28 protein-coding genes are annotated in these 26,552 nt (G+C 33.9%); 8 read left to right on the forward strand and 20 right to left on the reverse strand.

Going from position 1 to position 26,552, the window contains the following annotated elements; genetic code table 11:
- Window position 1: 1 nt before the first annotated feature.
- The 6 genes from IPJ16_00280 (at window position 2) to IPJ16_00305 (ending at window position 5,430) form a co-directional block, all read left to right on the forward strand.
- Window positions 2-568: an AhpC/TSA family protein gene (locus tag IPJ16_00280; protein MBK7625635.1), complete on the forward strand. Its 567-nt coding sequence runs from the start codon at window positions 2-4 to the stop codon at window positions 566-568.
- Window positions 565-756 carry a hypothetical protein gene (locus IPJ16_00285; GenBank protein MBK7625636.1) on the forward strand — a complete coding sequence of 64 codons (192 nt, stop codon included), beginning with the start codon at window positions 565-567 and terminating at the stop codon, window positions 754-756. The genes IPJ16_00280 and IPJ16_00285 overlap by 4 nt, the downstream gene beginning before the upstream one ends.
- A gap of 167 nt (window positions 757-923) precedes the next feature.
- Window positions 924-2,084 carry a PAS domain-containing sensor histidine kinase gene (locus IPJ16_00290; GenBank protein MBK7625637.1) on the forward strand — a complete coding sequence of 387 codons (1,161 nt, stop codon included), beginning with the start codon at window positions 924-926 and terminating at the stop codon, window positions 2,082-2,084.
- Between the two features lie 191 nt (window positions 2,085-2,275).
- Complete coding sequence (locus IPJ16_00295; protein ID MBK7625638.1) at window positions 2,276-2,998, forward strand: cysteine dioxygenase family protein; 723 nt, start codon at window positions 2,276-2,278, stop codon at window positions 2,996-2,998.
- A 58-nt stretch (window positions 2,999-3,056) separates the two neighbouring features.
- Window positions 3,057-4,475: a hypothetical protein gene (locus IPJ16_00300; GenBank protein MBK7625639.1), complete on the forward strand. Its 1,419-nt coding sequence runs from the start codon at window positions 3,057-3,059 to the stop codon at window positions 4,473-4,475.
- Window positions 4,465-5,430 (forward strand): hypothetical protein, encoded by a 966-nt coding sequence (locus IPJ16_00305; protein MBK7625640.1) that lies wholly within the window; start codon window positions 4,465-4,467, stop codon window positions 5,428-5,430. The genes IPJ16_00300 and IPJ16_00305 overlap by 11 nt, the downstream gene beginning before the upstream one ends.
- On the opposite strand, the gene IPJ16_00310 is transcribed toward IPJ16_00305, so the two are convergent.
- The 20 genes from IPJ16_00310 to IPJ16_00405 form a co-directional block, all read right to left on the reverse strand.
- The gene (locus IPJ16_00310) at window positions 5,425-7,056 is read right to left on the reverse strand and encodes a type IV secretory system conjugative DNA transfer family protein (protein MBK7625641.1); all 1,632 of its coding nucleotides are present in this window, start codon (window positions 7,054-7,056) and stop codon (window positions 5,425-5,427) included. The two genes, IPJ16_00305 and IPJ16_00310, sit on opposite strands and share 6 nt — an antisense overlap.
- Before the next feature lie 9 nt (window positions 7,057-7,065).
- Window positions 7,066-8,070 carry a mobilization protein gene (locus IPJ16_00315; protein MBK7625642.1) on the reverse strand — a complete coding sequence of 335 codons (1,005 nt, stop codon included), beginning with the start codon at window positions 8,068-8,070 and terminating at the stop codon, window positions 7,066-7,068.
- A complete protein-coding gene (locus IPJ16_00320; protein MBK7625643.1) occupies window positions 8,070-8,675 on the reverse strand; it encodes a hypothetical protein in 606 nt (201 codons plus the stop codon). The genes IPJ16_00315 and IPJ16_00320 overlap by 1 nt, the downstream gene beginning before the upstream one ends.
- Before the next feature lie 343 nt (window positions 8,676-9,018).
- On the reverse strand, window positions 9,019-9,522 hold the full coding sequence (locus tag IPJ16_00325) for a hypothetical protein (protein ID MBK7625644.1): 504 nt from the start codon (window positions 9,520-9,522) through the stop codon (window positions 9,019-9,021).
- A gap of 9 nt (window positions 9,523-9,531) precedes the next feature.
- On the reverse strand, window positions 9,532-9,729 hold the full coding sequence (locus IPJ16_00330; GenBank protein ID MBK7625645.1) for a hypothetical protein: 198 nt from the start codon (window positions 9,727-9,729) through the stop codon (window positions 9,532-9,534).
- Between the two features lie 20 nt (window positions 9,730-9,749).
- Window positions 9,750-10,337: a recombinase family protein gene (locus IPJ16_00335; protein MBK7625646.1), complete on the reverse strand. Its 588-nt coding sequence runs from the start codon at window positions 10,335-10,337 to the stop codon at window positions 9,750-9,752.
- Window positions 10,338-10,570: 233 nt separating this feature from the next.
- Window positions 10,571-11,878, reverse strand: coding sequence for a DGQHR domain-containing protein (locus IPJ16_00340; GenBank protein MBK7625647.1), 1,308 nt, complete (start codon window positions 11,876-11,878; stop codon window positions 10,571-10,573).
- Window positions 11,865-12,419: a hypothetical protein gene (locus IPJ16_00345; GenBank protein ID MBK7625648.1), complete on the reverse strand. Its 555-nt coding sequence runs from the start codon at window positions 12,417-12,419 to the stop codon at window positions 11,865-11,867. The genes IPJ16_00340 and IPJ16_00345 overlap by 14 nt, the downstream gene beginning before the upstream one ends.
- Window positions 12,420-12,470: 51 nt before the next feature.
- Window positions 12,471-12,902 carry a hypothetical protein gene (locus IPJ16_00350; GenBank protein ID MBK7625649.1) on the reverse strand — a complete coding sequence of 144 codons (432 nt, stop codon included), beginning with the start codon at window positions 12,900-12,902 and terminating at the stop codon, window positions 12,471-12,473.
- Window positions 12,899-13,654, reverse strand: a complete 756-nt coding sequence (locus tag IPJ16_00355) for a hypothetical protein (GenBank protein ID MBK7625650.1) — start codon at window positions 13,652-13,654, stop codon at window positions 12,899-12,901. Before IPJ16_00355 ends, IPJ16_00350 begins: the two co-directional genes overlap by 4 nt.
- A 20-nt stretch (window positions 13,655-13,674) precedes the next feature.
- Window positions 13,675-14,976 (reverse strand): AAA family ATPase, encoded by a 1,302-nt coding sequence (locus tag IPJ16_00360; GenBank protein ID MBK7625651.1) that lies wholly within the window; start codon window positions 14,974-14,976, stop codon window positions 13,675-13,677.
- 4 nt (window positions 14,977-14,980) lie between these two features.
- Entirely contained in the window at window positions 14,981-15,163 is a 183-nt protein-coding gene (locus IPJ16_00365; GenBank protein MBK7625652.1) for a hypothetical protein, read from the reverse strand.
- Window positions 15,164-15,198: 35 nt separating this feature from the next.
- The gene (locus tag IPJ16_00370) at window positions 15,199-17,394 is read right to left on the reverse strand and encodes a DEAD/DEAH box helicase family protein (GenBank protein ID MBK7625653.1); all 2,196 of its coding nucleotides are present in this window, start codon (window positions 17,392-17,394) and stop codon (window positions 15,199-15,201) included.
- A complete protein-coding gene (locus IPJ16_00375) occupies window positions 17,395-17,793 on the reverse strand; it encodes a DndE family protein (protein MBK7625654.1) in 399 nt (132 codons plus the stop codon). It abuts the gene before it with no gap.
- Window positions 17,759-19,945: an AAA family ATPase gene (locus IPJ16_00380; GenBank protein ID MBK7625655.1), complete on the reverse strand. Its 2,187-nt coding sequence runs from the start codon at window positions 19,943-19,945 to the stop codon at window positions 17,759-17,761. The genes IPJ16_00375 and IPJ16_00380 overlap by 35 nt, the downstream gene beginning before the upstream one ends.
- A complete protein-coding gene (gene dndC, locus IPJ16_00385) occupies window positions 19,945-21,288 on the reverse strand; it encodes a DNA phosphorothioation system sulfurtransferase DndC (protein MBK7625656.1) in 1,344 nt (447 codons plus the stop codon). The genes IPJ16_00380 and dndC overlap by 1 nt, the downstream gene beginning before the upstream one ends.
- Window positions 21,289-21,564: 276 nt before the next feature.
- Window positions 21,565-21,690 (reverse strand): hypothetical protein, encoded by a 126-nt coding sequence (locus IPJ16_00390; protein MBK7625657.1) that lies wholly within the window; start codon window positions 21,688-21,690, stop codon window positions 21,565-21,567.
- A gap of 109 nt (window positions 21,691-21,799) precedes the next feature.
- Window positions 21,800-22,330, reverse strand: coding sequence for a hypothetical protein (locus tag IPJ16_00395; protein MBK7625658.1), 531 nt, complete (start codon window positions 22,328-22,330; stop codon window positions 21,800-21,802).
- 83 nt (window positions 22,331-22,413) lie between these two features.
- A complete protein-coding gene (locus IPJ16_00400; protein MBK7625659.1) occupies window positions 22,414-22,827 on the reverse strand; it encodes a hypothetical protein in 414 nt (137 codons plus the stop codon).
- Window positions 22,828-23,156: 329 nt separating this feature from the next.
- Window positions 23,157-24,209 carry a DUF1738 domain-containing protein gene (locus IPJ16_00405; protein MBK7625660.1) on the reverse strand — a complete coding sequence of 351 codons (1,053 nt, stop codon included), beginning with the start codon at window positions 24,207-24,209 and terminating at the stop codon, window positions 23,157-23,159.
- Between the two features lie 657 nt (window positions 24,210-24,866).
- On the opposite strand from IPJ16_00405, the gene IPJ16_00410 reads away from it, so the two are divergent.
- Window positions 24,867-25,592, forward strand: a complete 726-nt coding sequence (locus IPJ16_00410; GenBank protein MBK7625661.1) for a hypothetical protein — start codon at window positions 24,867-24,869, stop codon at window positions 25,590-25,592.
- On the forward strand, window positions 25,577-26,542 hold the full coding sequence (locus IPJ16_00415) for a nucleotidyl transferase AbiEii/AbiGii toxin family protein (GenBank protein MBK7625662.1): 966 nt from the start codon (window positions 25,577-25,579) through the stop codon (window positions 26,540-26,542). Before IPJ16_00410 ends, IPJ16_00415 begins: the two co-directional genes overlap by 16 nt.
- Window positions 26,543-26,552: the final 10 nt, after the last annotated feature.

Below are 26,552 nucleotides of genomic sequence, written 5' to 3' on the forward strand. Positions count from 1 at the left end.
TATGACAAACGTAAATGCTCAAACAAAAAGAACAGCCAACGAGGTAAAAGGATTATCAGTTGGAACAAAGGCCCCGTCTTTTTCAGCAACTGATGCCGGCTTAAACTTCTTCACTCTGGAAGATGCTCTTAAAAAAGGGCCGTTGGTAATGATCTTTTACCGCGGTTTCTGGTGTCCCTATTGCAACAAACACCTGGCACATTTACAGGAGAACCTGAAACAAATTACAGAAAAAGGTGCAAGTGTGATAGCCATTTCACCTGAGAAACCTGAATATCTTGAAAAAATGGCCTCGAAATCTGGTGTTAAATTTACTCTTCTTTACGATGAAGGAAATAAGATATCGGATGCATATGATGTAACTTTTACTCCTGGTTCAATGGACCTTTTTGTATATAATTACATACTAAACGGAAAATTAAAACGCACTCATTCTGATGATTCGCAGCGGTTACCAATTCCTGCCACATATATAATTAATAAAGATGGTATAATTGTATGGAGGCAATTCGACCCTGACTATAAAAAGCGTTCCACTGTTAAAGACATAATATCTAACCTGCCATGAATATCAAAATTTATTCTGTAATAACCTGCCCTATCTGCGGTTATAACAAAGAAGAAAAAATGCCGGAAGATGCCTGTCAGTTTTTCTATGAATGTGAGAATTGCAAAACAGTTATTAAACCAAAAGATGGAGACTGCTGTGTTTATTGCTCATACGGAACAGAAAAATGTCCTTCAAAACAAAATTAGTGTTACCTGCAAGCACATCAACGAAACACCGTGCAGTGTAAATGACAATCATTCACGCAAATATTGCAGAATTTATTTTGCCATTTGGTGAATAATACCTATTTTTTATGCATTGAAACAAACTCCGTCCGGTAACATAGTCTATTTCTGATGCTAAATATCAAAAAATGGGTAATGAAATTCGACATTTAAAAGAAAAAGTAAAAGAGCTTGAGTCGGAAATTTCATTTCTTAAGCAACAACAAGTTGATATTACTGAGGCAAAGGAATTGTATTTGAAAATCTTCGAAGAGTTCCCAGCTTTGATCTGGCGTTCACGTTTAGATAAATTGTGTGATTATTTTAATAAGACCTGGCTTGATTTTACAGGCAGAACAATGGATCAAGAATTTGGCAATGGATGGGCAGAAGGTGTTCATCCTGATGATTTCGATTTTTGTTTACAAACTTACGTCACTGCATTTGATAAAAGAGAATCCTTTTTAATGGATTATCGCATGAAAAATAAATTTGGGGAATATCGCTGGTTAAGAGATTTTGGTCGGCCTTTTTACGATTTGGACAACACCTTTCTGGGATACATTGGTTCATGCTACGATATAACAGAAAATAAAAAAAACGAACTTAAACTCGTAGAATTAAATGCAACAAAAGACAAATTCTTCTCCATCATTGCACACGACCTGAAAAGTCCCTTTAATTCTATAATTGGGTTCAGTGAACATCTTGTCGAAGTTGTCAGAGAAAAGGACTACGAAAAAATCGAAGAATTTTCTGAAATCATACTCCAATCATCAAACAGGGCAATGGACCTGCTTTTGAACCTGATGGAATGGTCTCAATCACAGACCGGCAGGCTGAAATTCAATCCTGAAAATCTCGAAATGTGTACACTTATTAAGGACGTGACACTCTTATTAAATGGTGTGGCTGACCAAAAGTCAATTTCAATTACAAATTCAATACCTCACAAAGTATATGTAGTAGCTGATAAGCCCATGATTAGCACCGTGTTAAGAAACCTGGTGTCAAATTCTATTAAATTTACCGATCCAGGTGGGAATATTATTATCTCAATACTTGAGAATTACAAAGATTTAACTGTTTCGATAAGAGATAACGGAGTTGGAATACCTGAAGAGAGAATTGACAAATTATTCCGTCTAGATGAAAATTATTCAACTCCGGGCACGCTGAAAGAAAAAGGAACAGGATTGGGGCTGATCCTGTGTAAGGAATTTATTGCAAAACACAATGGGGAAATATGGGTGGAGAGTAAGCCAGGTATTGGATCCATTTTTTACTTTTCAATCCCATTAAGTATATAAATTAATCGCATAAGAATTAATTCTAAATTGCTGCCATTAACTTCAAATCTAACAATCAATCACAAGTTTGGTTTGTGGACTTCATAAGAGGTAAATGATTTGTCAAAACAAATTAAGTATTACTTTTTTGTCAGGTTCCTAAAAAAATACGACTATCATACTACTATGAGAACAAATTAATACTAATTACAATGATCAGTAAATTACCAGATTGTATAGTCAATTTAATCAGGGAACTTAACAGTGTCACAGATGTAACTAACGAAATTGTATCTGAAGTTATGGTAAGAGCAGGACTTTCTGAAGATGCCCTATTCCCCTATAACCTTTTCAATCATACAGGTACCGAAAGTTATGGCCGCAGATTACTATATGAAAGTGATAAATTCAGGATCCTTCTTATGACGTGGAACCCTGGTGATTTTACAGCTATACATAACCATGGTGTAACCGAATGGGGTGGTGTATATTTCTTTGGAAATGCTACCCATAGATTATATGAAACAGAGTATGGCAATTTGAAATTATCACGAAAAGATATTTTTGAAAAAGGTCAGACTGCTGCAGTTTGTGGTGACCTGACTCACTTGATGGGCAATTCTGGCAAAACCGGGTTTATGACTCTTCATATCTATGGGTCAAATAAAAATCTGAACGATAGTTTAAATAAAGAGAAAGTTTTTCTTCCGGAACATAAATTACTTGCAACTACAAGCGGGCCTGCATTTCTGAATGTTGCAGAAGAGATTAAAACCAGTGAAGAATTTTTTAATAACTATACCGAAGAAACCCTCCTGGACTATTTTGATCTGATCAAACCATTTTATATGAGAAATAAAAGGGATGATCTGTTACTAACAATCAGCAGTTTTGAAAAAGACATAGATACATATTACAACAATGAGAATCAGTAATAAGACCATATTGATTTTCAATAACATTATTAAAATATTTCAATAATTATTACGACCAATGAATAACAAAGATCTATTACGGTACTCCTTTGAAAGAGTTGAAAAATACATCAATTCAAACGATGATAATATTTCTCCCGTTGTGAAGTTCAAATCTCCGGTAGAGTTATCAGAGATTTTTAATTTCCCGGTTGATGAAGAGGGCGTATCACAAACCGAATTCACAGATCAGATTGAGAAGTATCTTGAATATTCGGTACGCACCGGTAACAAACAGTTTCTGAATCAGTTATATTCAGGCTTCAATTTCCCGGCCTTCCTTGGAGAGGTATTTACCGTTTTAGCCAACACTTCAATGTACACCTATGAAGTCGCTCCTGTGGCAACAATGATCGAGAAGGAGATGATAAAACTGATGAACTGCTATACCGGGTATGTTTCAGGCGACGGGATATTTGTGACAGGGGGCAGCAATGCCAATCTTGTTGCGATGCTTTCAGCCAGGAACAGGGTGTTCCCCGATGGGCGGTTTGAAGGCTATGACAGAAACCTTAAACTAACGGCTTTTGTTAATGAGCATGCTCATTATTCATTTGAAACAGCTGCAAATGTACTTGGTATTGGATCAAAAAATGTTATAAAAGTAAAAGCCGACTCTAATGGAAAACTTATCCCGGCAGAACTTGATAAAGCATTGCAGGAGTCAGTGTCAAAAGGTGAGCATCCGTTTTTTGTGGCAGCAACCTGTGCAACAACCCTGGCCGGTGCATACGACCCAATTGATGAGATGGCAGGGATCTGTGATAAATACAAGGTATGGCTCCATGCAGACGGTTCTTTTGGAGGCTCTCTGATCCTAAGCGAAAAGTATCGTCATCTGATGAAGGGGATAGAGAAAACCGATTCATTTGCATGGAATCCCCATAAACTGATGAATATCCCACTGGTATGTTCAGCCTTACTGGTAAATAAAAAAGAGACCCTCTACAAGAATATTACAGATATAAATACTGATTATATTTTTCATGATATTGATGAAGCGGAAGATCTGGGTAAAAAATCAATCCAGTGCGGACGCCGTGTGGATGCAGTTAAACTATGGTTTGCCTGGAAGTACTATGGGAAAAAAGGATATCGTGAACGCATCGATAATTCAGTAGAGATAGCAAAATATGCTGAAGAGACAGTAAAAAATCATCCTGATCTACAGTTGCTTATACCCCGTCAGTCTTTTACAGTATGTTTCAGGTATATCCCCGCTGAAGGAACAGATCTAAATGCATTCAACCTGGCCCTTCGTGAAAATCTTCGTAAAAGCGGGAAGAGCATAGTAAACTACGGATACATAGGCAAGCGACTTGCGATCAGGCTTGTAATTGCAAACTCAGAGACAAGAAAAAGCGATATTGATCTCTTCTTCAGTAATCTCTGCGAAACTGCAACTGAAATAAATAAAAAGATATTGCATGAAGCGTAAAAATCACACCGGGTTTGCCATCGCCATTGCCTGGCCAGAATTATACTGCAAGCAATCAGGAGGTTGGTACGAGCCTCTGACACAATTGCTGGGTGTAAACAGGAACAATTATTACAAAGCCGGTCATGCAGCTCTTGTATTGATAGATATTTTAAACAAAAAATGTCACTATTTTGATTTTGGACGATATCACTCGCCATTTGATCATGGAAGGGTCAGAGGTTCCATTACCGATCATGATCTTGAAATGAAAACAATTCCTTTGATATCATCAGAGGGAAAAACAATAGAGAACTATACCGATATTTTAAATGAGTTGCAGCTCAATCCTGCCTGTCACGGGGAAGGAAATATACATGCCTCTTATTGCCCTATAGATTTTAAGGAATCTTATGGTAAGGTAATTCAGATGCAGGAGGCTCATCATTGGCCATATGGACCATTCAGGTATAAAGGCAGTAATTGTTCGCGTTTTGTGAATACCGCAATACTTGCAGGCAGACCTGACTTTTGGCAGAAGGTCAGACTTAAGTGGTTAGTTCCTTTGACACCTACACCGCTTAATAATGTCAATTCACTTAACAATAAAATTATTTTGCCTAAACTTCTTAAAACCCAGCCATTCGTGCCATTCAAAAAGCTCAATAAAGAACAGATTAAAACTACACTTCTTCAACCTGAGCGAAATCCAGTGATACCGGAGAATGCACAATGGCTAAGCGGTGAAGGTGCGGGGTCGTGGTTTGATCTCACCTTTCAGGGAGATTTATTGAGTGTGACCCGTTACTCACCAAATGGGGAAATTGAATGTTCTGGTAGTTATAAAAATACTACATCTGAGAAAATTAATTCTCTTGAAAAAATGAGAGTAACATATCCAAGCAATTGCAATAGAGTAACTATAACCAATGAAGATTTAAAACACACTTTCGAACGGTTTCTCAACACTTTATAGGTTCTTCACCTCATTCATTATCCGATTAAAATTATCGTTCAGATCCTTTTCAGTGATATGATGTTTCACTTTTAACTCCAATCTTTTAAAAGGATAAAGGTCAAAATTATAGAGTTTGTCTTTACCGTCAGCAAAAACAAAGAATTGTCCCTGCGTTAACCCGGTGAAATCTTGGTTCTTATATTTGGATGTTTCCCTTGTTCCCTCCGATGTTCTGGTATCACCGCCAATAACGGAATTAGTAAAGGATCTGGAAATAGTTCTTTTCTCAATTTCCTCGCTTATGTTTTTGTAGTATCTTACACTATCAGGGTCATTAGCTTTTCCAATCATTTGATATGAAAGGTTTGCTAGAAGCGAGCTTGTAATAACATCCCCATAATTTTCTCTTGCCAGTGCCCTATCCTGTGTAGAAAATACTGTAGCAATATTATAGCTTCTCATCGTTGCTGGGATCTTTGAAATTCCATCAATATAAAAAGTAGTTCCTTCATCAAACAGTAGGAAACTTGCTGGCCGGTTCCTGATCTGCATACTATTTATTGCTGTGCTTATTATTACTGAAATAAACGGTGCATTTATTCTTTCAAGCCTTGGATCATTTACGATGCTTAAAAATGTCGGGTTCTCTGGATTGTTTATGTCAAGATCCACGTCGTTTGCACTCATCACCCAAAATATTGTGGGAAGAGCAAGATCAGTTAAAGGTAGCGAGAGAGAAGCCTTAACACCTGCCACCTGATTTTCAGAGATAAGGGAATCAATCAGCGGAGATCCTATTGCTCTTGAATATGGATTTTCTGAGATAAAGTCAACAATTTCTGTTGGCGTTTTCACGAGGCACAAAGCAACGGCGTGAGGGAGAGTACACATTTCAGGGTAATCTACCTTAAGCCGCCAAATAACAGCTGCAAGTGTCGGCTCTGGGATTTTGTCAAAGAAACTGCTTCCTGATTCCTTAACGTTGTCTACTTTCTTTAGATTTGCAAAGATAAGCTTCGTCTGTTGTCTAAGGTGCTGCTCAGTTGGTATGTACTTTGGGAGAAACGGGTTTACCCGATCCGAATACATTGGTGAGTGTGGTATAATAGTTGCCTGTTTTATTGTGGAATTCTGAAAGAAAAAATGGGCTATTTCTGTTATCTCCCCATTTTTGTAATCATAACAAAGACAGGGAATGTTTCTTTCTCCGGCATGTTTAAGAATTGGGACAAACCCACTTTCTGTTTTTCCACTACCAGCACTACCGAAAATGGCTATTCCCCTTTTTATATTCTGCATTATAAGCGGAGAAGAGTTTCTTATTGGAAACTTTACACTCCAAATGGGGTCTGTTTTCCCTGCATCATTCAGGAAATTGGTTTCGGTTAATATTAAAAAGATAATTGAAAGAAGGCAAGCCAAAATAAAAATTGCCAGATGTAGTGGCAGACTGTAAGTGAAAAAAACGTTAAAAAACAAGTAAACAAGGATCTGAATGAGGAGAATTAGTAGAATTCTCAAGTATAGCTTAATCTTATAGGAAAGTACCAGGAATTGAAGCAATGAAACAACCAAAACAACCACAGTTAAAATAAGCTTTGAAACAAGCGTAAGCTGTTGAAAATAATTAATTATGTGTTCCATTTACAATAATTAAAGACCTGTATTCAAGGTCGTTGTTAAAACCTTTTTGCCAATATCCAGGACTATCTTTGATGGGTTGTAGGCATAATTAATTGCTTTCATACACTCTTTGGCTCCCGGTACTTGTTTAAAAACTGCCGAGAGTGCGTCGAGGGGATCTTTTGCATTTGCCATGTTTGAAACTGTATTTACTACCTGTGAAGCTTTATTATATTCTTTTACCAGAGGGACATCTCTTGCGATACTCATTGTAAGACTTTTTGCGATACTCCTCATTCGATTCTTCATTGTGTGATAATGAGAAAATTTATGATGCTGTAACCTCTTATAATCGAAATTTGTATCAAAACTTTTTTCGCAGTTTTGAACAAATTTCATCCTGTCAAATCCAATCTGGACCTCTTTACCATTTAGGATATTCTTAGAGTTCTTTGCATTTGCCATGGGACTTAAGCGAATCTTCCTGGATCGATCCATTCTTGAGACAACAATGTGAACATGAGTTTGTAGTCCCTCCTTCATATCTCCCGCTTTATACAAACCCTCCTTCACTTCCGCAGAATCTCTGCCATAATACCGGGAATGTTCGACTTTCCCAAAATAAACAAGGTCGTTTCCGGATATTCCTCTGTTAAAATTATTAGCGTACTGATCCATGACAACCCTTGTGTAGTCTTTAATAGCTTCTTTGTAACGCTTAAACTCGATAGAGGTTAGTTGTGAGATGTTCTTTATATCTCTCCCGGATACAGTTTTACAGATGTGCTTCAATTCTTCCTTGCTGGGATTAACTGTAATCATATAAAACTTGATTTCATCTTTCCCAAGCTTTCCTTTGTTATTATCGATTGTGCTTTGAGCTGTACAAAAAGAAACATCGCTTGTGTTTTGATCAAAAAATTTCTCCTGACTGAAGATATCCTTCTCCTGGTTCTCCTTCTCCAAATAATTAATCAGGTCGTTGCAACTACCCCTGTTATTATCCTTTTTTGATGAATGGATCTTAACGTACATCAGAGTGTTTTTAGATATTTTCTGTATTCATTAATATCACCAATTGGAAGCTCAATAACCGGTTTTCTATTAAGTCCTGTAGATTTTTCTTCCGTATGAGAAAGTATGTTTTCCAGATAACCTTTGGTCGTTTTTAATTTCAATTCAACTTTATTAAGCTTCTCCTGGAGCAATTTATACTCTTCGGATTGTTGATCAATTTTTAAATTTTCACTGATAAGCGGTACTGTCTTTTCATCCTTAACATTTTCATTTGAGATGGGAAAAGATTTAACCTTAGTTTGGCCGGAGGCATCTCCTTTTCTTGGAGCCTCTTCTTCAATGTACGTTACAAAACGTGCAATCAAAGTATCCATTTTCCCGAAGGTGGGTTTAATAAAATCATTCTCCTGCTTGCGCATGAATGATATTATCGTATCCCGGAATTTCTTAAGTTCTTCCGCCGGTGAAAGTACCTGCAGGTCTTTAGGATTTACCCCCGTTGTGTCAAAGTATTTGGCCATTGCTTCAGCAAAATCTTTTTGACTCATTTCGAATTTGTCGGCCAGGCGGTCAATAATTATTTTGCTCTTTGGAGTTATGCTTATTGTGACGTATTTTTGCATAAAATAATTATTAATTAATTAGATTTTCACACAAATATATTGATTTTATTGGAGTTTAAAAATATATATCATTATTTACTAATTATAATTATTTTTTAATTACTTGATTATCAGGCGTAGCATGATAGCAGAATCAGGTTTGCCTGATTCCATCTTGCTTTCCTTAAGAAACACTTCTATACAACGTGAATATTGGGTTTTACTAACTTTATTTTTACTACTTGCATTAGTACCGTAGGGAATTTTCTTAGCTCAATAAATTCTGGGGAAATGAAAAAAAGAGATCCTCATTTGAAGATCTCTCAATTACAATTTTGAATGCTTTTGTTCAAATTCAATAATCCTAGTTTATAAGCTTTACTCCAAAAAGATTAACAGAATTACTATTCTTAAAACAAATTCCATATTGACCAGGAGTAAACCGTGGAACAGTAATTAAGTATGAACTGGTCCCGTACTTTTTTGCTTTAAACTCTACCTTTTCAGATTTTGAAGTGTTCCAGACTCTTTTGGTGTTTTCAATTTTCATTTTAACAATACTTACCAGGTCATTTGGATTAATTGAATTATCTGAAACCCGGACAATAAACTGTGAATTTAAAGAATCCACAGAGACAGTGGAACAACACATTTTAAATTCTAATATCAACTGCGTTGTCATGTATTTAATTTTTGGATTTACTGCAGTCTGATGTTCCAGTAGGATACCGTAACCTATAGAATCATTTACAAAAATTGCGGTCTCGGAAAAATCTGGCTCGATTATTCTGACATTTTTGAACTTTTGACAATAAGCCTGAGCTAGTGAAAAAAATAAAAACGATATGATTAATAAATTCCTTTTCATGATCTTTTGCTAAGATACATCTTTCTTAGTTTGATATTTTATCTCCTCCGAATCTTCCTGAATTGGCATGTGACTATCTTCATCAGGGATTGGGTAAAGTTTCGGTTTCTTCTTAATACCATTTTTCTCAGATCCTGGTTCCTTAGACAAAAAGGCGTTTTCCTCAATTAGCTTCTTCTCCAGATTTCGTATTTTTTTATTTTCCACTGTCTTATTGTTTTGAAAACTTACCTGCTTTTTGTAAAACCATTAACTATTACACCCTCATTTCTGAGATATTGATATATTGTTGATCTGCTTATATTTAGATTATCCTCAATAAAATTAATTGTATTTTTCTGATTATAGAGCGCAACAACAGCAGAAGCTTTCTTTTTGTTGTAAGATCCGGCCGGTCTTCCTCCCTTCATACCTCGTGCCCTGGCTGCTTCTATTCCTTTAATTGTTCTTTCTCTTAGCACGTTTACTTCCATAGTTTTAAGAATGGCAATAATTTGAAATATTGCCTCTCCCATTGGGCTTGATGTATCAAAAATCCCCTCAGATAAACTTTTAAATGTTATGTCCTTCTCTTTAAAATCATTTAATAGGATTATCAGTTCTCTCGTAGTTCGGCCCAATCTGTCTACACTAAAAACTATTAAAGTGTCACCAGGTCTGATTTGTTCAAGTAGTTTTAAAAGTTCGGGCCTTTTTGGAGATCTACCGGAAACTTTCTCCTGAAAGATCTTGTCCGAACCGGCTTTTTTAAGAGCATCGATTTGCAAATTCAAATTCTGTTCCTTAGTAGAAACCCGGGCATACCCAAAAATCATAATAGTTCTAATATATGTACCAGCAAAGATAAAAAGAACTTTGATTAATAAAAAGCGATTAATCGAACTTTTTATTAGTAATATATGTGGTTTTAAATAGTTTGATTAAATGGTCGTTAAATGAAACTTCACGAAAACGTCTTTAAGTATTCAATTATATTTATTCGGCTCTATACCTAATAGAAATTTACCGGATAAGTATATAATCACTTTTGGTTCGCACCAAGCAAAATTCATTTCAGTATCATCGTTATAATATCTGAATATAAAAGATTTATTGTTCCACTGGTAAATGGATATCTCTTCTGTTCACCTGTATCTGCCCAATTAATCTTTTGTGCTTTTGACAAATAAGCTTCGTATGTTGTTTTATCATCTCTTTTTTCCTCTGGAATAATCTTTAATAAATCAAATAAAACTTTAAGTAAAGCCTGAAAACCTACATTTGTATGTAAGATGTTTGAAATATTACCATCAGTATTTATTTCCCAAAATGAATTTCCATTTTGATCTATAAAGGAGTTTCTTACAGCATTAAAATATGAGTATAGTATCCGAACAATCATATAATCCTGATTATTAGCATAATATTTTCTAAATGTTAGGTTTTTGGGATTTACTTTTAACTCTGTCCTCTTTTTAAATCGATCTGTCTCTGCTTCTCTGGAGTTATTTGAAATGTCATTTAAAATAGATTTTACCATAGTAGCTTGGGATAAAGGAACGATCAACCCTTTCTTATAATTACCACCTACTAATTTAATTCTATTAAAAAATGGAGAGTTTTCAATTCCATTTAATGCAAGAACTACTTCTAATGAAGTTTTTTGAGGAGAATCATCTTTAGTTAACCCATATAGGCTATACACTAAGTTCTCAGGCACTTTTGTTTGAGTTTTATTAATAGTGGAAAATATCATAGCTTGATATTCTAATGTTGGATCAATAAAGAATGTAACCAAAAGTTCAAAACTTAATAACCTATCCAATAGTTTTTGCTGATACTCAAGTTTTTTTATTAAAACATCATTTGTACTCGATTTTAGTACTTGTGAAAGATCGTTTATCTCAGAATTAAGCCTTTCAATTGCTCTTTCAATCCCTTTAATCCTATGTTGTCCATCTATTATGGTAAGATATACCGTACCATCTTCTTTTTCAAGTTCGGCCTTTACAATCTGATTTAGAGTCAACTTTATGGTTCCATCTTCATCACTGAAATCATCAATTACCTGACTCGGTATAGCAATTACAATATTAGTTGGAAACATTGCATTAGGATCACTAGTTAAAAAGTCTGCAATTCTTTCCACTTTACTACTATTAGTTCTCCTTTGTATTTCAGGATTGTATATAGGCTTTATTTGATTCTGATTCTCAAATACTTTTTGATCACCATCAACCTCCTCAAATCCAACAATTAAATGTTGAGTATATTTAGTAAAGTTTCTTATTTGCCGAATTTGGAAAGTACCAATCAGGAACTCTTGGTTATTCTGAATAACTCGTTTTGCAGTTATAAAATTGTTATTTGAGGTCATCTACTGAATTTTTTAATTCATTAACATTGTCAATTACATCTTCTCCATAACTTTTACCTACTAACTCATCTCTTGTTAAAAAGATTCTTTTTCCAATTCCCATAGAGAAGTATAAAATTAGAAATGAAGTAACTACTACAAATACTATTTTCGGCCATGTATCAATAGCAAAAGCTATCTGTATAAAGTAAATTATTGTTCCTAAAATCAATAATAAACAGAGATATACTATTAACTTAATTCTTAAGCGAATAATTTGTGATTCAATTTTTACATTTTTTAGCCTTACCGAATTAATAAGAAATATAGACATGCTAAAAAGTATATTAATTCCTAATAATGAAAATGATCCATTTAGAAACAAATTGTGAAAGGAGACTCTATCATCCGGCAAAAAACTTAGGCAAAAAGTAGGGATAAGTATTATAATACATGGGGCAAATTCATTAATTATTCGCCAAACCTTTATTTCATCAGAAAATTCACCGAGCTGCTTATCAAAAACTTCGTTTTGTTCCTTATTAAATAGTATTGAAACCATCTAGATATAATTTAATATTAAACTTCTACAATTTTTAAATATTGGTTTTTACTACCCCAGAAATCTCTTTTGGATTTCATAAATTAAACTTTCTGTATTCTGATAAGCTAAAGGATCAAGAGCCATTTCTTTATGAATTAAATCAAGACCTCCATTCGAATGCAATTCGATATTCTTTTTAAGTTCTTCAGGTGTTTTAAGAATATCAAATGATTTGACAGATTCAATAGCCATTAAAATTAACAGTTTTTGATGAGGATCTTTTACCATCTGCCATCTGAATGGAGGATTATGATATCGTTTTTCGATATCTTTTTGGCACTGATTCAGGTATCCTAGAATCGCCCCCCAAACAAATAATTCCCACATAGTCGGAAAGGTCAATTCTTTTTTTGACTTACCAGTCTCAGACTGACAGAGTCTTTTATAGGTGTTTTCGTAATGAAAAGAATCTATATTCATAAATACAGTTGGCTCTATCATTTTATTTTATAAGATTTAGTTTGTTGTTCATGCAGGGTATCTCCAGTCATTTTAAGTTCATATGCATTTTTTATGCCTTTATTCTTTTGAACTAGGCCTCTAATCAAGTCATTTCTAAGATTATCTGGATCTTCGGTTACAGCATCATCTTTCAAAATAATAATAGATTGATTGAATATTTCAATCATAGTTTCAACAGCTGTCACCTTATTATTTCCACCCAGTGCTGAAATTGGAGCATCAGCAATAAAGGGAAAGTAAGTATTCCAGAATTTGTTTGAAACAGAAAGAATTGCTGCAACAAAAGCAATCTGAAGGGAAACCTTATTTGCTTGATTAATATTTTGCAATCTATTCCCTGCTTCATCAACTGTATAAACTTCCTGATTTTCATAATCAACTTTAACACTCCCTGATAGAGCTGAATTTTTTTCAGTCATCTTATGAAAATAAATATTTGACTCTTTTTCTATATCGCTTATAAGTCTCGAAAGAAAGATAGCGTGGAATTGACTAACACTTTTGTTGATTTTTTCTGCTAAGAGAAATTTATCCCTTTCAACAATATTTGAAGAATGTCCAATAAGTGAATCATATTCCTCCTGCTTTTCATCTAATTGTTTCTTTATATACTCTCTTTTTCCTGTAATTTGATCTATAGCAAATTTACATTTCTCCCAATCGTTTTTAGCGGTCTCATAATCTCTTTGTAGTTGGCTAAAGTTCTTTGATTTTAATTCATCTTCAGACACATCTGACGGCTTAACAGTTTTTAATTCATCATCTTTAGCTTTTTTCTTTTCATTAAAGTTTTAATCTCCTCATCAATTTTTTCCAATTTTTCGTAATATTTCTGTAGTTCAGAGACTATATTATTTACTTTGTCCTGCATATTATCCGCAACCATACTCAACTGATTTATTAGTTCAGTTTCTTTATCAAGTGATTTATCACTTAAATGGCTTTGAATATTTTTATACTCCCTAGAACCTAATGGTGCCAAGGTGAGGCAGACTTTACATTTTTTATCCTCAAGCATTTCTTTTATAAATTCTTGTCGGATAGGTTCCGGAATTTTTTTGTCAGTTTTATTTCTTTTATAAAAATCTAGAAAGGATTTTAATATGTTTTCAGTACCAGCATACATCCAACGATCAAAAATTTCCCTTTTCTGAGAATCAACTATTGCTTGGCGGAGTTCATTTCTTTGCTGCCACTGGCTCTGCAAATAATCAATCTCTCGTAGAATTTTGGCACACTCCTCATATTTTTTAAGTTCATCACTTTTTTTGTCAAAAACTGTTTTTGCGATGTCTCTTTCTCGGCATTTATTATTAAAGAGATCATCTTGATCACCAAGGTCTATTTTAAATTTTTGAATATCTAAGGACAAGTCATTCTTTTTTGTTTGCAGCGCTTTATCTGAATCTTCCTTCTCTTCAAATTCTTTTTTACAGATTTTAACAACCTTCTCTGTATACCTTTTTGCACTCTCAAAAACCTCTATTCTTGACAAATCAGTCAGAGCTTTAGAAAATGCTGATCGACTATTCAAACTCATTATCTGACTTATACTTTCACCTTGGAAAAGAAAATATTTTGAAAGGTTTTCCGGAAATATAGATTTCAAATATTCCTCAGCATCATTTTCATAATAATTCTTACTGTTTCCTGTTATAGCCTCAGTAATACTTAATGATAGTTCACTATTTCTGGGAATTTCCCAAGTTTTATCATTGTTTTTTTTGATTCTGAATTCTCGAGTTAAATAGTATTTATTCTCTTCCTCATCATTAAATAGTATACTTACTGAAGTTTCAGCTGTTCCTCCAGCTTTGCATTCTTTTTTAGCAAGATTATTTATAATCTCTTTCCCCCAATCCTTTGTACACTCCCATTTCTCAATCTCTGTCTTATAAGCACGATCAAAAAGAACCCAATTAAAAGCATCAAACAGTTTTGATTTCCCCGTATTATTCTGGCCGATTATAATTGATGGTCCAATCTCGAATTCGAAATTATTCTTCCCATAATAGGAAAGAAAATTTTCTATTTCAATTCTTCTTATGATCATATATTTAGTTCTTAGCCGTTTTAAACCTTACTTCAACATCTATCATCTCATACAATTTTTTATCAATACTTTTGCTCTTGCCTGTATTGTATTCTACAAATGTTTCGCTCAGCAATGCAAGAACAATGTTATATTGTTGTTTGTCCTGTTTTTTGAGTTCATGCAACATCTCTTCAATTTGTCGCATTACCTCTGCATTTTTTATTGCCATAAGAATAGATTTTATGTTGAAAATATATCAATGTTATATAAAGATGCTACTTCCTCCAAGGACTTCAACGCCTGCCATTTGTTTTCAGCCATTGACGCAAATTCTCTAACCCGATTCAATTCATTCTGCAGAATAGTACGTTCCATTCCAATACTATAAGAAAAATTCACCTCACTAAGCTCCGGGACTACTATCATATCATAAATATATGCTATCTTTTTATCAGGATGTTTTCTCAAGATTCTTCCCCTTCTCTGAATAAATTGCCTTGGATTACTAGTGCTTGCGCAAAAAATTGCGGCTTCAGTACGTTTTACGTCAATTCCTTCATCCAGGCATTTCATAGCTGTCAAAACATGAATCTTCCCTAAAGCAAACTGACTTAGAATTTCCTCTCTATCTTTTGTTGCCCCAATAAACTGATGTTGCTTAATTCCAAACTCATTTGATAATACATTTGAATATTCATTTATCAAAATTCTATCCTCCTGATCTATTGAATTAGACTTTCCTTCTGGTACATAGACTAATGTAAAGTTAATCTTCCCTTTTAAAAGTAAGATTTGTTCCAAACACTCGCGAAATACCTGAAGCTTTCTTTGAGCTTTATGAATAATTCTTTTTCTTTTTAACAACAAAGCACTAACTATGGGATTATTAATAAAATCCTTTCTTGTTGAGTTAAAGAACTTTAAGAGTTTCTTTGAGATTCTAATATATTCCTCTAGTTCAATGTCGGTAAGTTCAACTACTTTAGGGTAATAGTAATATTTACAAAGAAAGTCCTTATCAATAGCCTCCTGCATACTAAATTCAAATGTCGGTTTTTCAAGAGCGTTAAAAAAAGAAAGAATGCTTTTAGTACCATCATCATCAAAATGCCTTTCTGGTGTTGCAGATAATCCAATTCGTCGTTTAAACTTGAGTGGAAAATTCTTTTGTGTTTTAAATGTTCCTAGGTTATGAGCTTCATCTGCAATTATTAACGTAGATGGTGATAATCGAGTAATAACTGCTTGAAATCTTGGAAGGTTAAAAGTGGCATAAGTCGTAATAATAAATGAGGAGGAGGAAGTTAGAAGAGACTTATTGATTTGCTGAATAATAATTTCAGCCCAGTTTGGATTTCTACTGTTAGCGATAATAATATTATCAAATCTAAAAGCCTCAATTTCTGTTTTCCATTGTTCAGCTAGAGTAATTGTGGGAACTAAGACTAATACTTGTATTTGCTTTTCAATGTTATATAACTTTAGTGCACAATTCAATGCAGTTATGGTCTTTCCAGTTCCTGTTGCCATTTCGAAAAACCCAACATTTCCAGCCTTTTCCCAATTCGAAAGGGCCTCATTTTGATAACTCCAAGGTTCTTTATGATCTGGAAAATGAGGATGTAATTCTTCCTTTTTAAAGCGGTCCAATAATATACTAAGCTTGTAAGCAAGTGAAGGTGATGTAATTCCCCTGCTCCTAAAATCTTCAATTAGATTAATTTCCTCTTCGATCAATTCGTCAATGTTATTAACTTGAAAATTATTTGTAATAATAGTCTTAACCTTTTCAATTGGGATCAATTTTGTTGCCGTGGACAGACCATCCCAGATTTTGGAAAAAAGTTTATCATAATAATTCAATCTTTCATTTTCTGTTTTTTCCTCTGTCCAAGATTTAAAGCAACTTATTGACTCTAAGTTATTAAATAAAGCTTGCCGGGAAAAATTAGTAGACCCAGTGAATGCAATTTTGTTTCTATTTTTATCCTTGAAAATCCCAAATTTATGATGGGCAATTCCAATCGATTCGTTTAATGGTACAATGGCCTTAAATTCAATTCTTTTTGTCGAAATCAACCAAGAAAGGCATTTAAAAAAGTGCAAATCAAATTTCGATAGTACTTCAGCAAGTTTCAAAACATCCCTAGTAATCTCCTCTTCAAAACCAAGCATTTCTGGAGTCGGATCAGCAATGCCATGTAGAATTGCTTCTTTATCTTTAAATGAGAGAGTATCATTAATTAGTACTCTCATCGTGCCTCCATTATAGATAAAATATGCAAAACCCAATGAAAGTGCCTGAATTCCTGAAGAACTAAAATAACCCAAAGCAAGATCAAATTGATTACTTTCTAATAGACCATCTAAGAAGAATTCTGCAGGTTCAAATTCTCCAGTTGTATAGACAATATTAAAAGGGACATCTTTTAACATCTAAAAATTTATTTCAGCCAATCCATTTTCTATTTTCTCAGTTATAAAATCAAATCCATTTAAATTCGGATTTGATTTAAGTTCTTGATCTAAAAGTTCTAGACCATCATCAATATGTATCTTAAAATATTTTGGAATATCTCGATTGGTTTTATGTATTCCATAGTGTGTACATAGAAGTGCTAAATAAAATGGATAGTTGTTCCCAAAAAGAACATTTTTGCTGTATTCCTTACCTTGAGAATCTTTTATCTCAATAACAGTAAATTTTCTATCTTTTGAAATTGAATAAGCAAAGGCGATTCTAGCAACAATATTCTCTGTCCCCAGATTTAGCTTACGGCTAAGGTCAGTAACTATTAACTTATTCTTTTTTGATGTCTTTATATGAGTAAACATGGATTTCTTGTATGTTGTTGAATAATGTCTCAGGAACAATTTCTTGAATTAACGAATAGTTAAGTTGATTTTGAATAACATACGCTCCTTGAACACATGGAAGCAAAGCTGAATATTCGTCTGCAGACAATTCTTTTCCAAGTAACGGAAAAACTACTACTTGTTCTGAAATACTTGGATAAAATTCAGTAACAATCTTATTTGAATGTTTCTTGTCAAACTTTTGGAGTGGACTATCAATGAAAATAGGAAACTTAATTTCAGATTCATCAACAAGTGCTTTAAGTATTGCTGTGGCATAAAGTTGTTGTTCACCCTTGGAGAGTTTTTCTTTTTTAATTTCAATTTTCTCCTTGTCGAATAAATTGATATCGATAATATCTCCTTTTATATCGGCAACTACACTATCAATAAAATCAGACTTATGCATGAGTCGATTAAGTTCATGCTTTATATTAAATTCTAATGAACCTTTTTTCTCAGTTTTTAATCTGACTAAGAATTCATCCAACTCAATGATCAATCTTGCAGCAGTTTCATCTTTTAACTTATCACTCTCATCAACACTCACTTTTTTAGATAATTCAGCTTTTAGTTTATTCTTAATTGTAAGTTCTCTTTGAAAACTGCCAATATCCTCCGAAATTTTTCGATTATCCTTCTCAAGATCTAGAATCCCTTTATCAACTTTTGCTTTTGCAGAACGTATTTCTTTTATTAATAAATCATTTTCATTTGATTCTGCCATAGAAATTTTTCGAACTGTCTTAGAAAGAAATATTTTATTATTCTTATCATCTTTGACCAACTGCCTGAATATGTGATTATAAGAAAACTTAATATTCTCATAAATCGATTTGAATTCTTCAGACTCATTAGAAGTGAAATCTAAGAGTGAAGAAGTATTCTCATGGGCTGGGCTATTCGCAAACAGATAATCGTTGAAAACTTCCTCGATTATTTTAGACACCTTGGTGTTATTAAACCCATTTGACTTATTTTTGAGTCGTTTACTTAATTCTTTTTGAATTTTTTTAATCCTATCATTGAGTTTGGTATTATCATAATTACCCTGAATATTAGATTTTTCAAGAATAACTTGATTATACGTATTGATAAATTTTTTACCGGCAATAGCAAATGGGGCTAGTTCCAACAATTCCTTAAGTTTATTTTTAATTTGAATATCTTTCGATTTCAGTTCATCTTTTAAAGCTTTTGCTTTTATCAGATCTTCAACGCTTATCCCATTCCCCTCGCGAATTAATTTTTCTTGATATTGTTCAGAAATTTGGCGCTTATTTAATATTTCAACATCATTATTAATTTGCTTATTTTTTAAAAGATCCATAAGCTTCTCCAGATCTTCACACTCCTTCAGTAGTTTATTTAATTTATTACGGTCATTCAAATCAGCAGATTTCCGTCGAAATTTTATCCTCAGATTTTCCAAGTTATTTTTCAAATCCTCGTATTTCTTAATCCCTAAAACTTCACTATAAGCAATACTTAATTTCCTTTTATCTTCAATAGATTTCATTTCAGCTAATGATACAATTTTTTCTGAGTCAAAAAAGAAAAACTTAGCAATCTCCCTTGAAAGAATAAAATCATTTATAAATATTTCCGGACCTACCTCTTTTGTTAATTCGTTCTCCTTACCGTCGACTAAGATTGATATAGATTCCTTTCCTAGAAAAACATCGTATGAACGAGTTATTGTAAGTTTGTCACATTGTACAGTGGGAAGAAAAACACCAGAAAGTACAACAGAAACCGAATATTCGTTGTAAGCTTTAAATTCTGAATGAAGAGGGTCTAAATTTAAATATCCATTTTTAATTATGCTATTTTTTTCATCATCCCCTATTTCATAAAGACTACTTTTGAGTAAAAGTGATTTATTTAAATTTGTAATAGCAAAATTCTTATAACCTAGGGAGTCAGCAATTTCTCTTTTAAATTTCTCATCAACATCACCCATTAATTTACCATACAAACACCAAACTAGTGAGGTTAAGATGGTTGTTTTCCCAAATCCATTATCTCCCGAAATTACATATACATTTTTCTTGTTTCCGGGTTCAAATGAAATTCGATGATCCCCCTTGTATATCCTAAAATTCCTTAATATTATATCATTAATAAACATTATTTCTTCAATTTATAAGCTTTAATTAAGCGATTTTCAAGATCTGATTGCAGGCCATAATTATTCATTAATATCGTTTTACTTCTTTGAAGTGATAAAAGATCATTTATCAAATGATAGTCTTGAGGATTAGATTGGCAAATTTCTTCAAGAATAATCTTTTCTTTGAATTTCATGTTATCAATAAAAATTTCACGTCCATATACAGAACTATAAATATCACTTACTTTGAAATCAAATATTCCATCTCGGTACCAAGTAACCTGGATAGCTATTAACTCTTGACTCGAAATCAACTCTATATGAGGTTTCGTTTCTTGAACCAATTTTTGAGTTTCAAGTAGCTTTCTAAGCATTTTTGCTCTATATACATCCGTATAATTACCTTGATTATGTCCAGTCTCATCAACTGCATTTTGACCATTTCTCCTTTCTGGTCGACGGTTTTCTGATACATTCCTTCCAGCATTAAGATCATTTCTATAAGTCAACAAAGGTTGGAGCCAGTTGAAACCATTACTAATTAAAGCTCTCATTGACTTATCTTCCTTAACTACAGTACAGATCCAGCATCCAAATCGACTCTGTCCACATGAAGAATGGTCTTTATTCGTCACTAAAGTAGGGCATTCATAATCATCTGCACTTGCATCAGAATAAATCTGAAATAGTCGAGAATTATCATAACCCCATGGTGAAGGGAAAGAATTTATAAGATACCAAATTTCTTCAAGTAATAGTTCCTTTATTGGAGCATAAGTAAAAGTGTTGGGATTTAATGGATGTTTGGTAAGTCTTCTCCCCTTGATTTCATGCTTCTTAATAGATTTAGCTCGGCTGGCACTTTCAGAAGATCGTGTTCCGATGAGTACAATTGCTTCTCCCATCTCATCGACCTGATCAAGAATAAATTTGGATGTTGGTTTGATTTTAAGTTTCTCTGTGCAAAATCTGAATGAACTATTTGGGACAGGATATCCCTTACCAAGAACATTAACCCAAAAGCTGTCCTCTAGTTTCGGAGTTGTGGTTTTAACAAAAATTGGTAAATCCTGTTCCTTAGCAGCTCTTTCTATATACCTCAGAACGTCAAATACGTATTCCGTAATGATTGGATTTTCTACCATCGTATCATTACAAACTACATATATCTGCCTTCTCAACTGAAATGGGAAGGGGAATGTTTCTTTTATCCTTACAAGCGCCTTCCACACTAAAGTAAGTAAGACTGTAGAATCCTTACCACCACTGAATCCTATAATCCAAGGTCTTTGTGTGTTGTCAGCATAAGCATACTGATCAACAATTTCATTGATAATATTATCGAATCGATCATTTTTCATAGCAGGAAGAATATACACAAATATATGAAACATAGAGGTCGTTTAATCCGAAGTATTCGATTAATTTCAACAGTTCTAGCAAACTTATTAAGACATAAAGTGAATAAAGGAAGGATAAACCTTAGTAATCACGTTTGAGGATTAAATTAATCAACTTTGGCCAGAGAAAGAGGTAAATGTAAAATTTCTGATATTTACAGAAATTAGGATCACACCAAAAAAGTAGGGTGAAAGACTCATGAAGATGCTCAGCTCTTTTAGAAAGTCTAAGAAATATCACATAAAACATATCTTACGCCCAAAGTGACCCATTACTACTATCAACGTGTCTACTCGATAGTCTAACATTCCCTTCTCGATCTGGCTGATTCGCGCCGGAGAAACCCCAACCTTAAAAGCCATATCCTTTTGACTAATCCCTGAGTCGCTCCGCAGAGCTTAAACCAGTTCCCCGATCCGTTCCCTCTCCTGCCTGGTTAAATTTGTATTAAAATTCCTTTTGGGCATACAGCTATTTTTTAACGTAAGATGTGTAAAAAGCACCCATCTTTTTCATAAGCTTCTCTATTTGAGTTATATCTTCCGGCGGCTGATCGATCCATTCCATCTTATCATACGTCCCATCGACAAACAGAGCACGGAATTTTGGAGTTTTTAAATGATGAATGATCTCTTTGAAATCGCTGACCTTTTCAATTTTAAAGATTGGATCTTTCTTAGAGTATTCTTTTACAAGATCATCAATTGGCTTCTGCAGGTAATAATCTTCGGTCGTGTAACTAAATAGTTTCCCGTCAGGCTGGAAGACATGGAAGACTTCATCAGTCTGTCGGATACGGTAAACAGTGGAGCTGCTCCTGTCCTCCAGAATCTCAAGGGTGCAAACCTCCATCATTTTTAAGCGCTTGATAATACTCTCGCCAGGTTGAATTGTAACACCGGTGAAGTGTTCATTAAATACACCCACGATTTGTTTTTCCCCAAGCTGGTTCCAGTCGTTTCTGAAAATTACCTCTTTCATATCTGTTTCCATCGTTTCCACAAATTTAAGATTTTTATCGTCCCATGGTCAAAAACATTAATGGCCAGCCGTTTCTCGATGTTAACGGCTGGCCATCCGCCCGCCTAGTTTTCTGACGGAAGAAACAGAACATTATCAGCCAGGTAGATTTTAAAGACGTCAAAATTTTCTTCGTAATCATCAGTTAACGAAATTGAACTAAAAAGCTGCTTTATAACAGGCGTTTTATCTAAATACATGACAACCTTCCACTGCCCGGCGTTTTCTCCCTCTGTAATCCTCTCAAGGGTCCAAATTTGAAACTTTATAGACTTAACCACCCTTTCACCCTGATAAGAAAGAACCGTGTCTAAAAACCAGCATAGTCCTATTTTATCAGTTATATGCTTCACCCCATCAGTTAAAAAGAATTTTGAAAAAATGGATGAATGTCTGTAATAATTTTCAGATCCCCGGAATCCTAAAAACTCATTGTTTAAGGATCTTTTTTCGGGTTTTACATTTTCTAAATTTTCCATGTTTTACACAGTTTTTCCAGTGTGTCTCACCTTTCAGGTTAAATTAAATATTATTTGTTTGGCAAAAATTATCAAAAAGCGTTTCGCCAGAGCAGTGTTTCTGTCCGCGCCAGAAATTCTGAAGATCTGCAGTAAACCTTTTACCTAATCCTGTCAAATAAACAGTTTTCGCCTTTTGCGATTGTTGCGCCTGTCTCAGCGCATTTGCTTTTGAATTTTGCATTAATAAAGTTCATAAGATTAAACAGTTTTTTCGGTGTGTCTCACCTTTTTATAATTAAAAGTTTAAAAAAAGTAAGCGGGGATGGGGTTCCCACCCCCGCTTTTTTTTAACTGACCATTTCAACTTCTTCCACTTCTTCAACCTCGTTATGGCTTTCTGATTTAATATTGAAATGTGGAACTGCTTCAGGAAATCTTTCAGCTATATAACTGATAGCTTTGTAAGCTTCACCGCATACTTTGAAAGCCAGATTTTCATCTTCTTTCAGGCTCTCTTTCCAGCCCTGCAGATAAACAGCTGAGTTAATTTTTTGCTGTTCAGGAGCAAAATTATTGCTGGCCATAATGAAGGCGGAGCTTATTTCTGCCACCAGTTCTTCAATTGCATAGGCCTGTTTATGGTCTTTATAGCTCTCATTAAACTTTTTTATTCTCCCGGTTCTGATTTCGTGGCCGGTGCTGTGTGTTATTTCATGTAACATCGTAGCATAAAAAAACTCATTGTTTTTAAATTGCGGTCTGTCAGTTAGCTGAATAAGGTCTTCCATCGGACTATAAAAACAACGATCTGAACCGGGGACCAGATTAATTTTGCATTCCCAGCCATTAAGAACTTTTTCGCAACCTTCCAGAATTCTTTCAGGATTTGAGTTAATATTTCCTTTGCCTTCTGTCTCATTTAACAAAGTGTTATTGATCACTGTTTGTAAGCTTTTTCCGGTCTGGATGTTTGAAAACTGAGCTACATTAAAAACGTGATGAATTTTAATAAACGGAAGCTTTATAATCTTAGCATCGTTTAACTGCTTTGTTGTCCAGGTATTATATGGACTTTCAGGAAGATTTTTTCTCTGCCCGTTTACCATCTTGTAAAATGAAAAACTGTAAAAATATACCGGTAAGCCTTCACTTCCTTTGTTTACAAGATAACCCAGGCTTAATCCCTGTTTAAAAGTCATAAACTGAAGAGTACTGAAATTTTTAAACATTGAAGCGAAAAGCAGAAAGATAAAATTTCCGTTTTTGTACTGGTGGCCGGTCTTGTAATTTGTAGCGGCTGAATTTTGAGTCACAGGAACGAACCAAGGTTTTTCCCAAGATTCATCTAATTTGCGGTTTAACATCTCGTTAAACATCTCCTGAAGCTGTTCTTTTTTCATTTTGTTAGTCAGTTTTTACGGTGTGCCTCACCTTCTAAATTCAAATTAAATATGGTTTCAAATGAAACTCTAAACGCTGTATGTCAATTACTTAACATACATAAATTTACAAATATTAATGATGTTATCCAAACATTTTAAGATCTTTTTTCAAAATATTTTTAATCTTTCTCATTCATAATCTGTATGTTACAAGCAATTAACAATACCTGTTTTAATAATAAATGATGCTTATTTGATTATTATAGTTTATTGTTTTTCAGGGGCTTATCAGTATTCACAAATAATTCCTATCTCTTCCCATCTCATTTTTGCATGGGAGCAAAAATGTATAATCAATCATTTCGGTATGGGCTTTTGCGCCGAAATGGTAGTGACTAACACCTATTTTGTATTTGAAAAAATTCTTAATCACGTTTTTTCCCTTAAAAACTTCTTCATTTCTTCAAATAAAGTACGGATGATATACTCAGCTAAATTCCTGTGTCAACAAATTCATCTCTTTGGGACTAAGTAATTTTAAGTGTTAAAACTATAAATCGAAATTTGATGTTGCTTGTGAGAAAAAAATGCTTTTACTCTATATAAAAAATATATGTGACGTTTTTGCCGGTAAATACGTCACATTTCATATATTTGCAATAAACCGACAATTCGATGAAAGTATCTGATATAGTTATAAATAAGATTAACAGGTTTAAGACTGGTTATGTCTTCACCTATAGTGATTTTGATATACCGGTGAAAAATCTGAGTGCCCTTAAAATGTCATTAAACAGATTGGTCTCAGCAGGGAAAATAGTCAGGCTCTCAAAAGGACAGTTCTATAAACCTGAAATATCACAATTCGGATCGCTTAGGCCAGCAGAATATCAGATTGTAAAAGATCTTCTTGAAGACGATAAAAAGATAATAGGGTATCTTACCGGGATTAGTGCATTTAATAAACTTGGGCTAACAACACAGATATCGAATACCATCCAGATTGGAACAAATATTGACAAGAAACCTAAAAAAAGAGGGAAATATAATATCCGGTTCATCAGGCAGAAAAATACAATCACCAGTGATAATATTAATATTCTTCAAATACTTGATGCCATCAGATTCATAAAAAGGATTCCGGATTCAGACGTTTCTAAATCATGCCAAAGGTTAATTCCGATAATCGGAATGTTGCCAGAAAAAAATCTTGATCTTTTAATCAAATATGCTCTAAAATACAATCCCGGGACCAGAGCTCTGACAGGGGCAATAGTTGACCAGATAAGTTCAAAAAATAATACAAAGCAGCTACTTGAGTCATTAAATACTGTTTCTGAATATAACTTTAATATTAGTGAGGCAGTACTGAATAATAAACTAAAATGGAGAATATCATGACACTGCATGAAAACAAAGAAACTTTTAGTGATGCAATACGAGCCGCCAGTGAGCATCTCGGGATCAGAGATGAATTTGTAGAAAAAGATTACTGGGTTACTCTTATTCTTAAAAGACTTTCTCAGTCTGAGTTCAAAAATAAGGTAATTTTTAAGGGAGGAACCTCACTTTCAAAGGTTCATAAGTTGATAAATAGATTTTCTGAGGATGTAGATCTTGCAATCCTAAAATCAAAAGGACAGACAGAAACTCAGCAGAGAGTTATGATCAGGAAGGTGGAGAAAGAATTAACTTCAGGTTTCACTGAAATAGAAATTCCAAACTTAACAAGTAAACAGAAAAACTTCCGGAAGACAGCTTACAATTACGATAGGATTACAAAAAATGATTCAATTGGCCTTCATGACAAATTAATACTTGAGATCAATTCATTTGCCAACCCTGTTCCGTATAATTTACATCCAGTAAACTCCATGATAGCTCAATTTCTAACCGAGACTGAAAACATTGGACCACTTACTGAATTTAATCTCCATCCATTCGAACTACTTGTTTTAGATCCAAGGATTACCCTTATTGAAAAAATTCTTTCGCTAATCAGGCTTTCTTTCTATGATGATGGTGTTGAAAGAATAAGAGCTAAAGTCCGGCATTTCTACGATATCTACTACTTAATAAATACTCCAGCATTCCAAGATCCTGAGAATATATCAAGGTTCAGAGCAGATTTTATAAGAATGTTTGAGGAGGAAAAAACCAGGTTTTTTGATCCGGAGAATTGGTATAACTCCGATTACACGGAATCACCTCTGTTTAAAAATTTTACTGTAATCTGGGATCAGATAAAATATTCATATGAAAATGATTTCAGACTATTGGTGTTTGGAGAATTCCCTTCAAGTGAGGAAATAGTCAAACAATCTATTTTCTTAATCGAGCTTCTTGGTTAGCCTTATGCCC

The sequence above is a fragment of the Bacteroidales bacterium genome (assembly GCA_016709865.1).
Classification (GTDB): Bacteria; Bacteroidota; Bacteroidia; order Bacteroidales; family VadinHA17; genus LD21.

Excerpts from the sequence above, each read along its gene's own strand:
- IPJ16_00325 (MBK7625644.1), bottom strand. The coding sequence starts at position 9,522 with ATGAAAAGGAATTTATTAATCATATCGTTTTTATTTTTTTCACTAGCT.
- IPJ16_00305 (MBK7625640.1), top strand. The coding sequence starts at position 4,465 with ATGAAGCGTAAAAATCACACCGGGTTTGCCATCGCCATTGCCTGGCCA.
- dndC (MBK7625656.1), bottom strand. The coding sequence starts at position 21,288 with ATGAAAAATGATCGATTCGATAATATTATCAATGAAATTGTTGATCAG.
- IPJ16_00345 (MBK7625648.1), bottom strand. The coding sequence starts at position 12,419 with ATGGTTTCAATACTATTTAATAAGGAACAAAACGAAGTTTTTGATAAG.
- IPJ16_00365 (MBK7625652.1), bottom strand. The coding sequence starts at position 15,163 with ATGCGACAAATTGAAGAGATGTTGCATGAACTCAAAAAACAGGACAAA.
- IPJ16_00340 (MBK7625647.1), bottom strand. The coding sequence starts at position 11,878 with ATGACCTCAAATAACAATTTTATAACTGCAAAACGAGTTATTCAGAAT.
- IPJ16_00400 (MBK7625659.1), bottom strand. The coding sequence starts at position 22,827 with ATGGAAAATTTAGAAAATGTAAAACCCGAAAAAAGATCCTTAAACAAT.
- IPJ16_00300 (MBK7625639.1), top strand. The coding sequence starts at position 3,057 with ATGAATAACAAAGATCTATTACGGTACTCCTTTGAAAGAGTTGAAAAA.
- IPJ16_00285 (MBK7625636.1), top strand. The coding sequence starts at position 565 with ATGAATATCAAAATTTATTCTGTAATAACCTGCCCTATCTGCGGTTAT.
- IPJ16_00410 (MBK7625661.1), top strand. The coding sequence starts at position 24,867 with ATGAAAGTATCTGATATAGTTATAAATAAGATTAACAGGTTTAAGACT.
- IPJ16_00290 (MBK7625637.1), top strand. The coding sequence starts at position 924 with ATGGGTAATGAAATTCGACATTTAAAAGAAAAAGTAAAAGAGCTTGAG.
- IPJ16_00295 (MBK7625638.1), top strand. The coding sequence starts at position 2,276 with ATGATCAGTAAATTACCAGATTGTATAGTCAATTTAATCAGGGAACTT.
- IPJ16_00375 (MBK7625654.1), bottom strand. The coding sequence starts at position 17,793 with ATGTTTACTCATATAAAGACATCAAAAAAGAATAAGTTAATAGTTACT.
- IPJ16_00280 (MBK7625635.1), top strand. The coding sequence starts at position 2 with ATGACAAACGTAAATGCTCAAACAAAAAGAACAGCCAACGAGGTAAAA.
- IPJ16_00415 (MBK7625662.1), top strand. The coding sequence starts at position 25,577 with ATGGAGAATATCATGACACTGCATGAAAACAAAGAAACTTTTAGTGAT.
- IPJ16_00350 (MBK7625649.1), bottom strand. The coding sequence starts at position 12,902 with ATGATAGAGCCAACTGTATTTATGAATATAGATTCTTTTCATTACGAA.
- IPJ16_00335 (MBK7625646.1), bottom strand. The coding sequence starts at position 10,337 with ATGATTTTTGGGTATGCCCGGGTTTCTACTAAGGAACAGAATTTGAAT.
- IPJ16_00315 (MBK7625642.1), bottom strand. The coding sequence starts at position 8,070 with ATGTACGTTAAGATCCATTCATCAAAAAAGGATAATAACAGGGGTAGT.
- IPJ16_00390 (MBK7625657.1), bottom strand. The coding sequence starts at position 21,690 with ATGGCTTTTAAGGTTGGGGTTTCTCCGGCGCGAATCAGCCAGATCGAG.
- IPJ16_00380 (MBK7625655.1), bottom strand. The coding sequence starts at position 19,945 with ATGTTTATTAATGATATAATATTAAGGAATTTTAGGATATACAAGGGG.
- IPJ16_00370 (MBK7625653.1), bottom strand. The coding sequence starts at position 17,394 with ATGTTAAAAGATGTCCCTTTTAATATTGTCTATACAACTGGAGAATTT.
- IPJ16_00320 (MBK7625643.1), bottom strand. The coding sequence starts at position 8,675 with ATGCAAAAATACGTCACAATAAGCATAACTCCAAAGAGCAAAATAATT.
- IPJ16_00360 (MBK7625651.1), bottom strand. The coding sequence starts at position 14,976 with ATGATCATAAGAAGAATTGAAATAGAAAATTTTCTTTCCTATTATGGG.
- IPJ16_00310 (MBK7625641.1), bottom strand. The coding sequence starts at position 7,056 with ATGGAACACATAATTAATTATTTTCAACAGCTTACGCTTGTTTCAAAG.
- IPJ16_00405 (MBK7625660.1), bottom strand. The coding sequence starts at position 24,209 with ATGAAAAAAGAACAGCTTCAGGAGATGTTTAACGAGATGTTAAACCGC.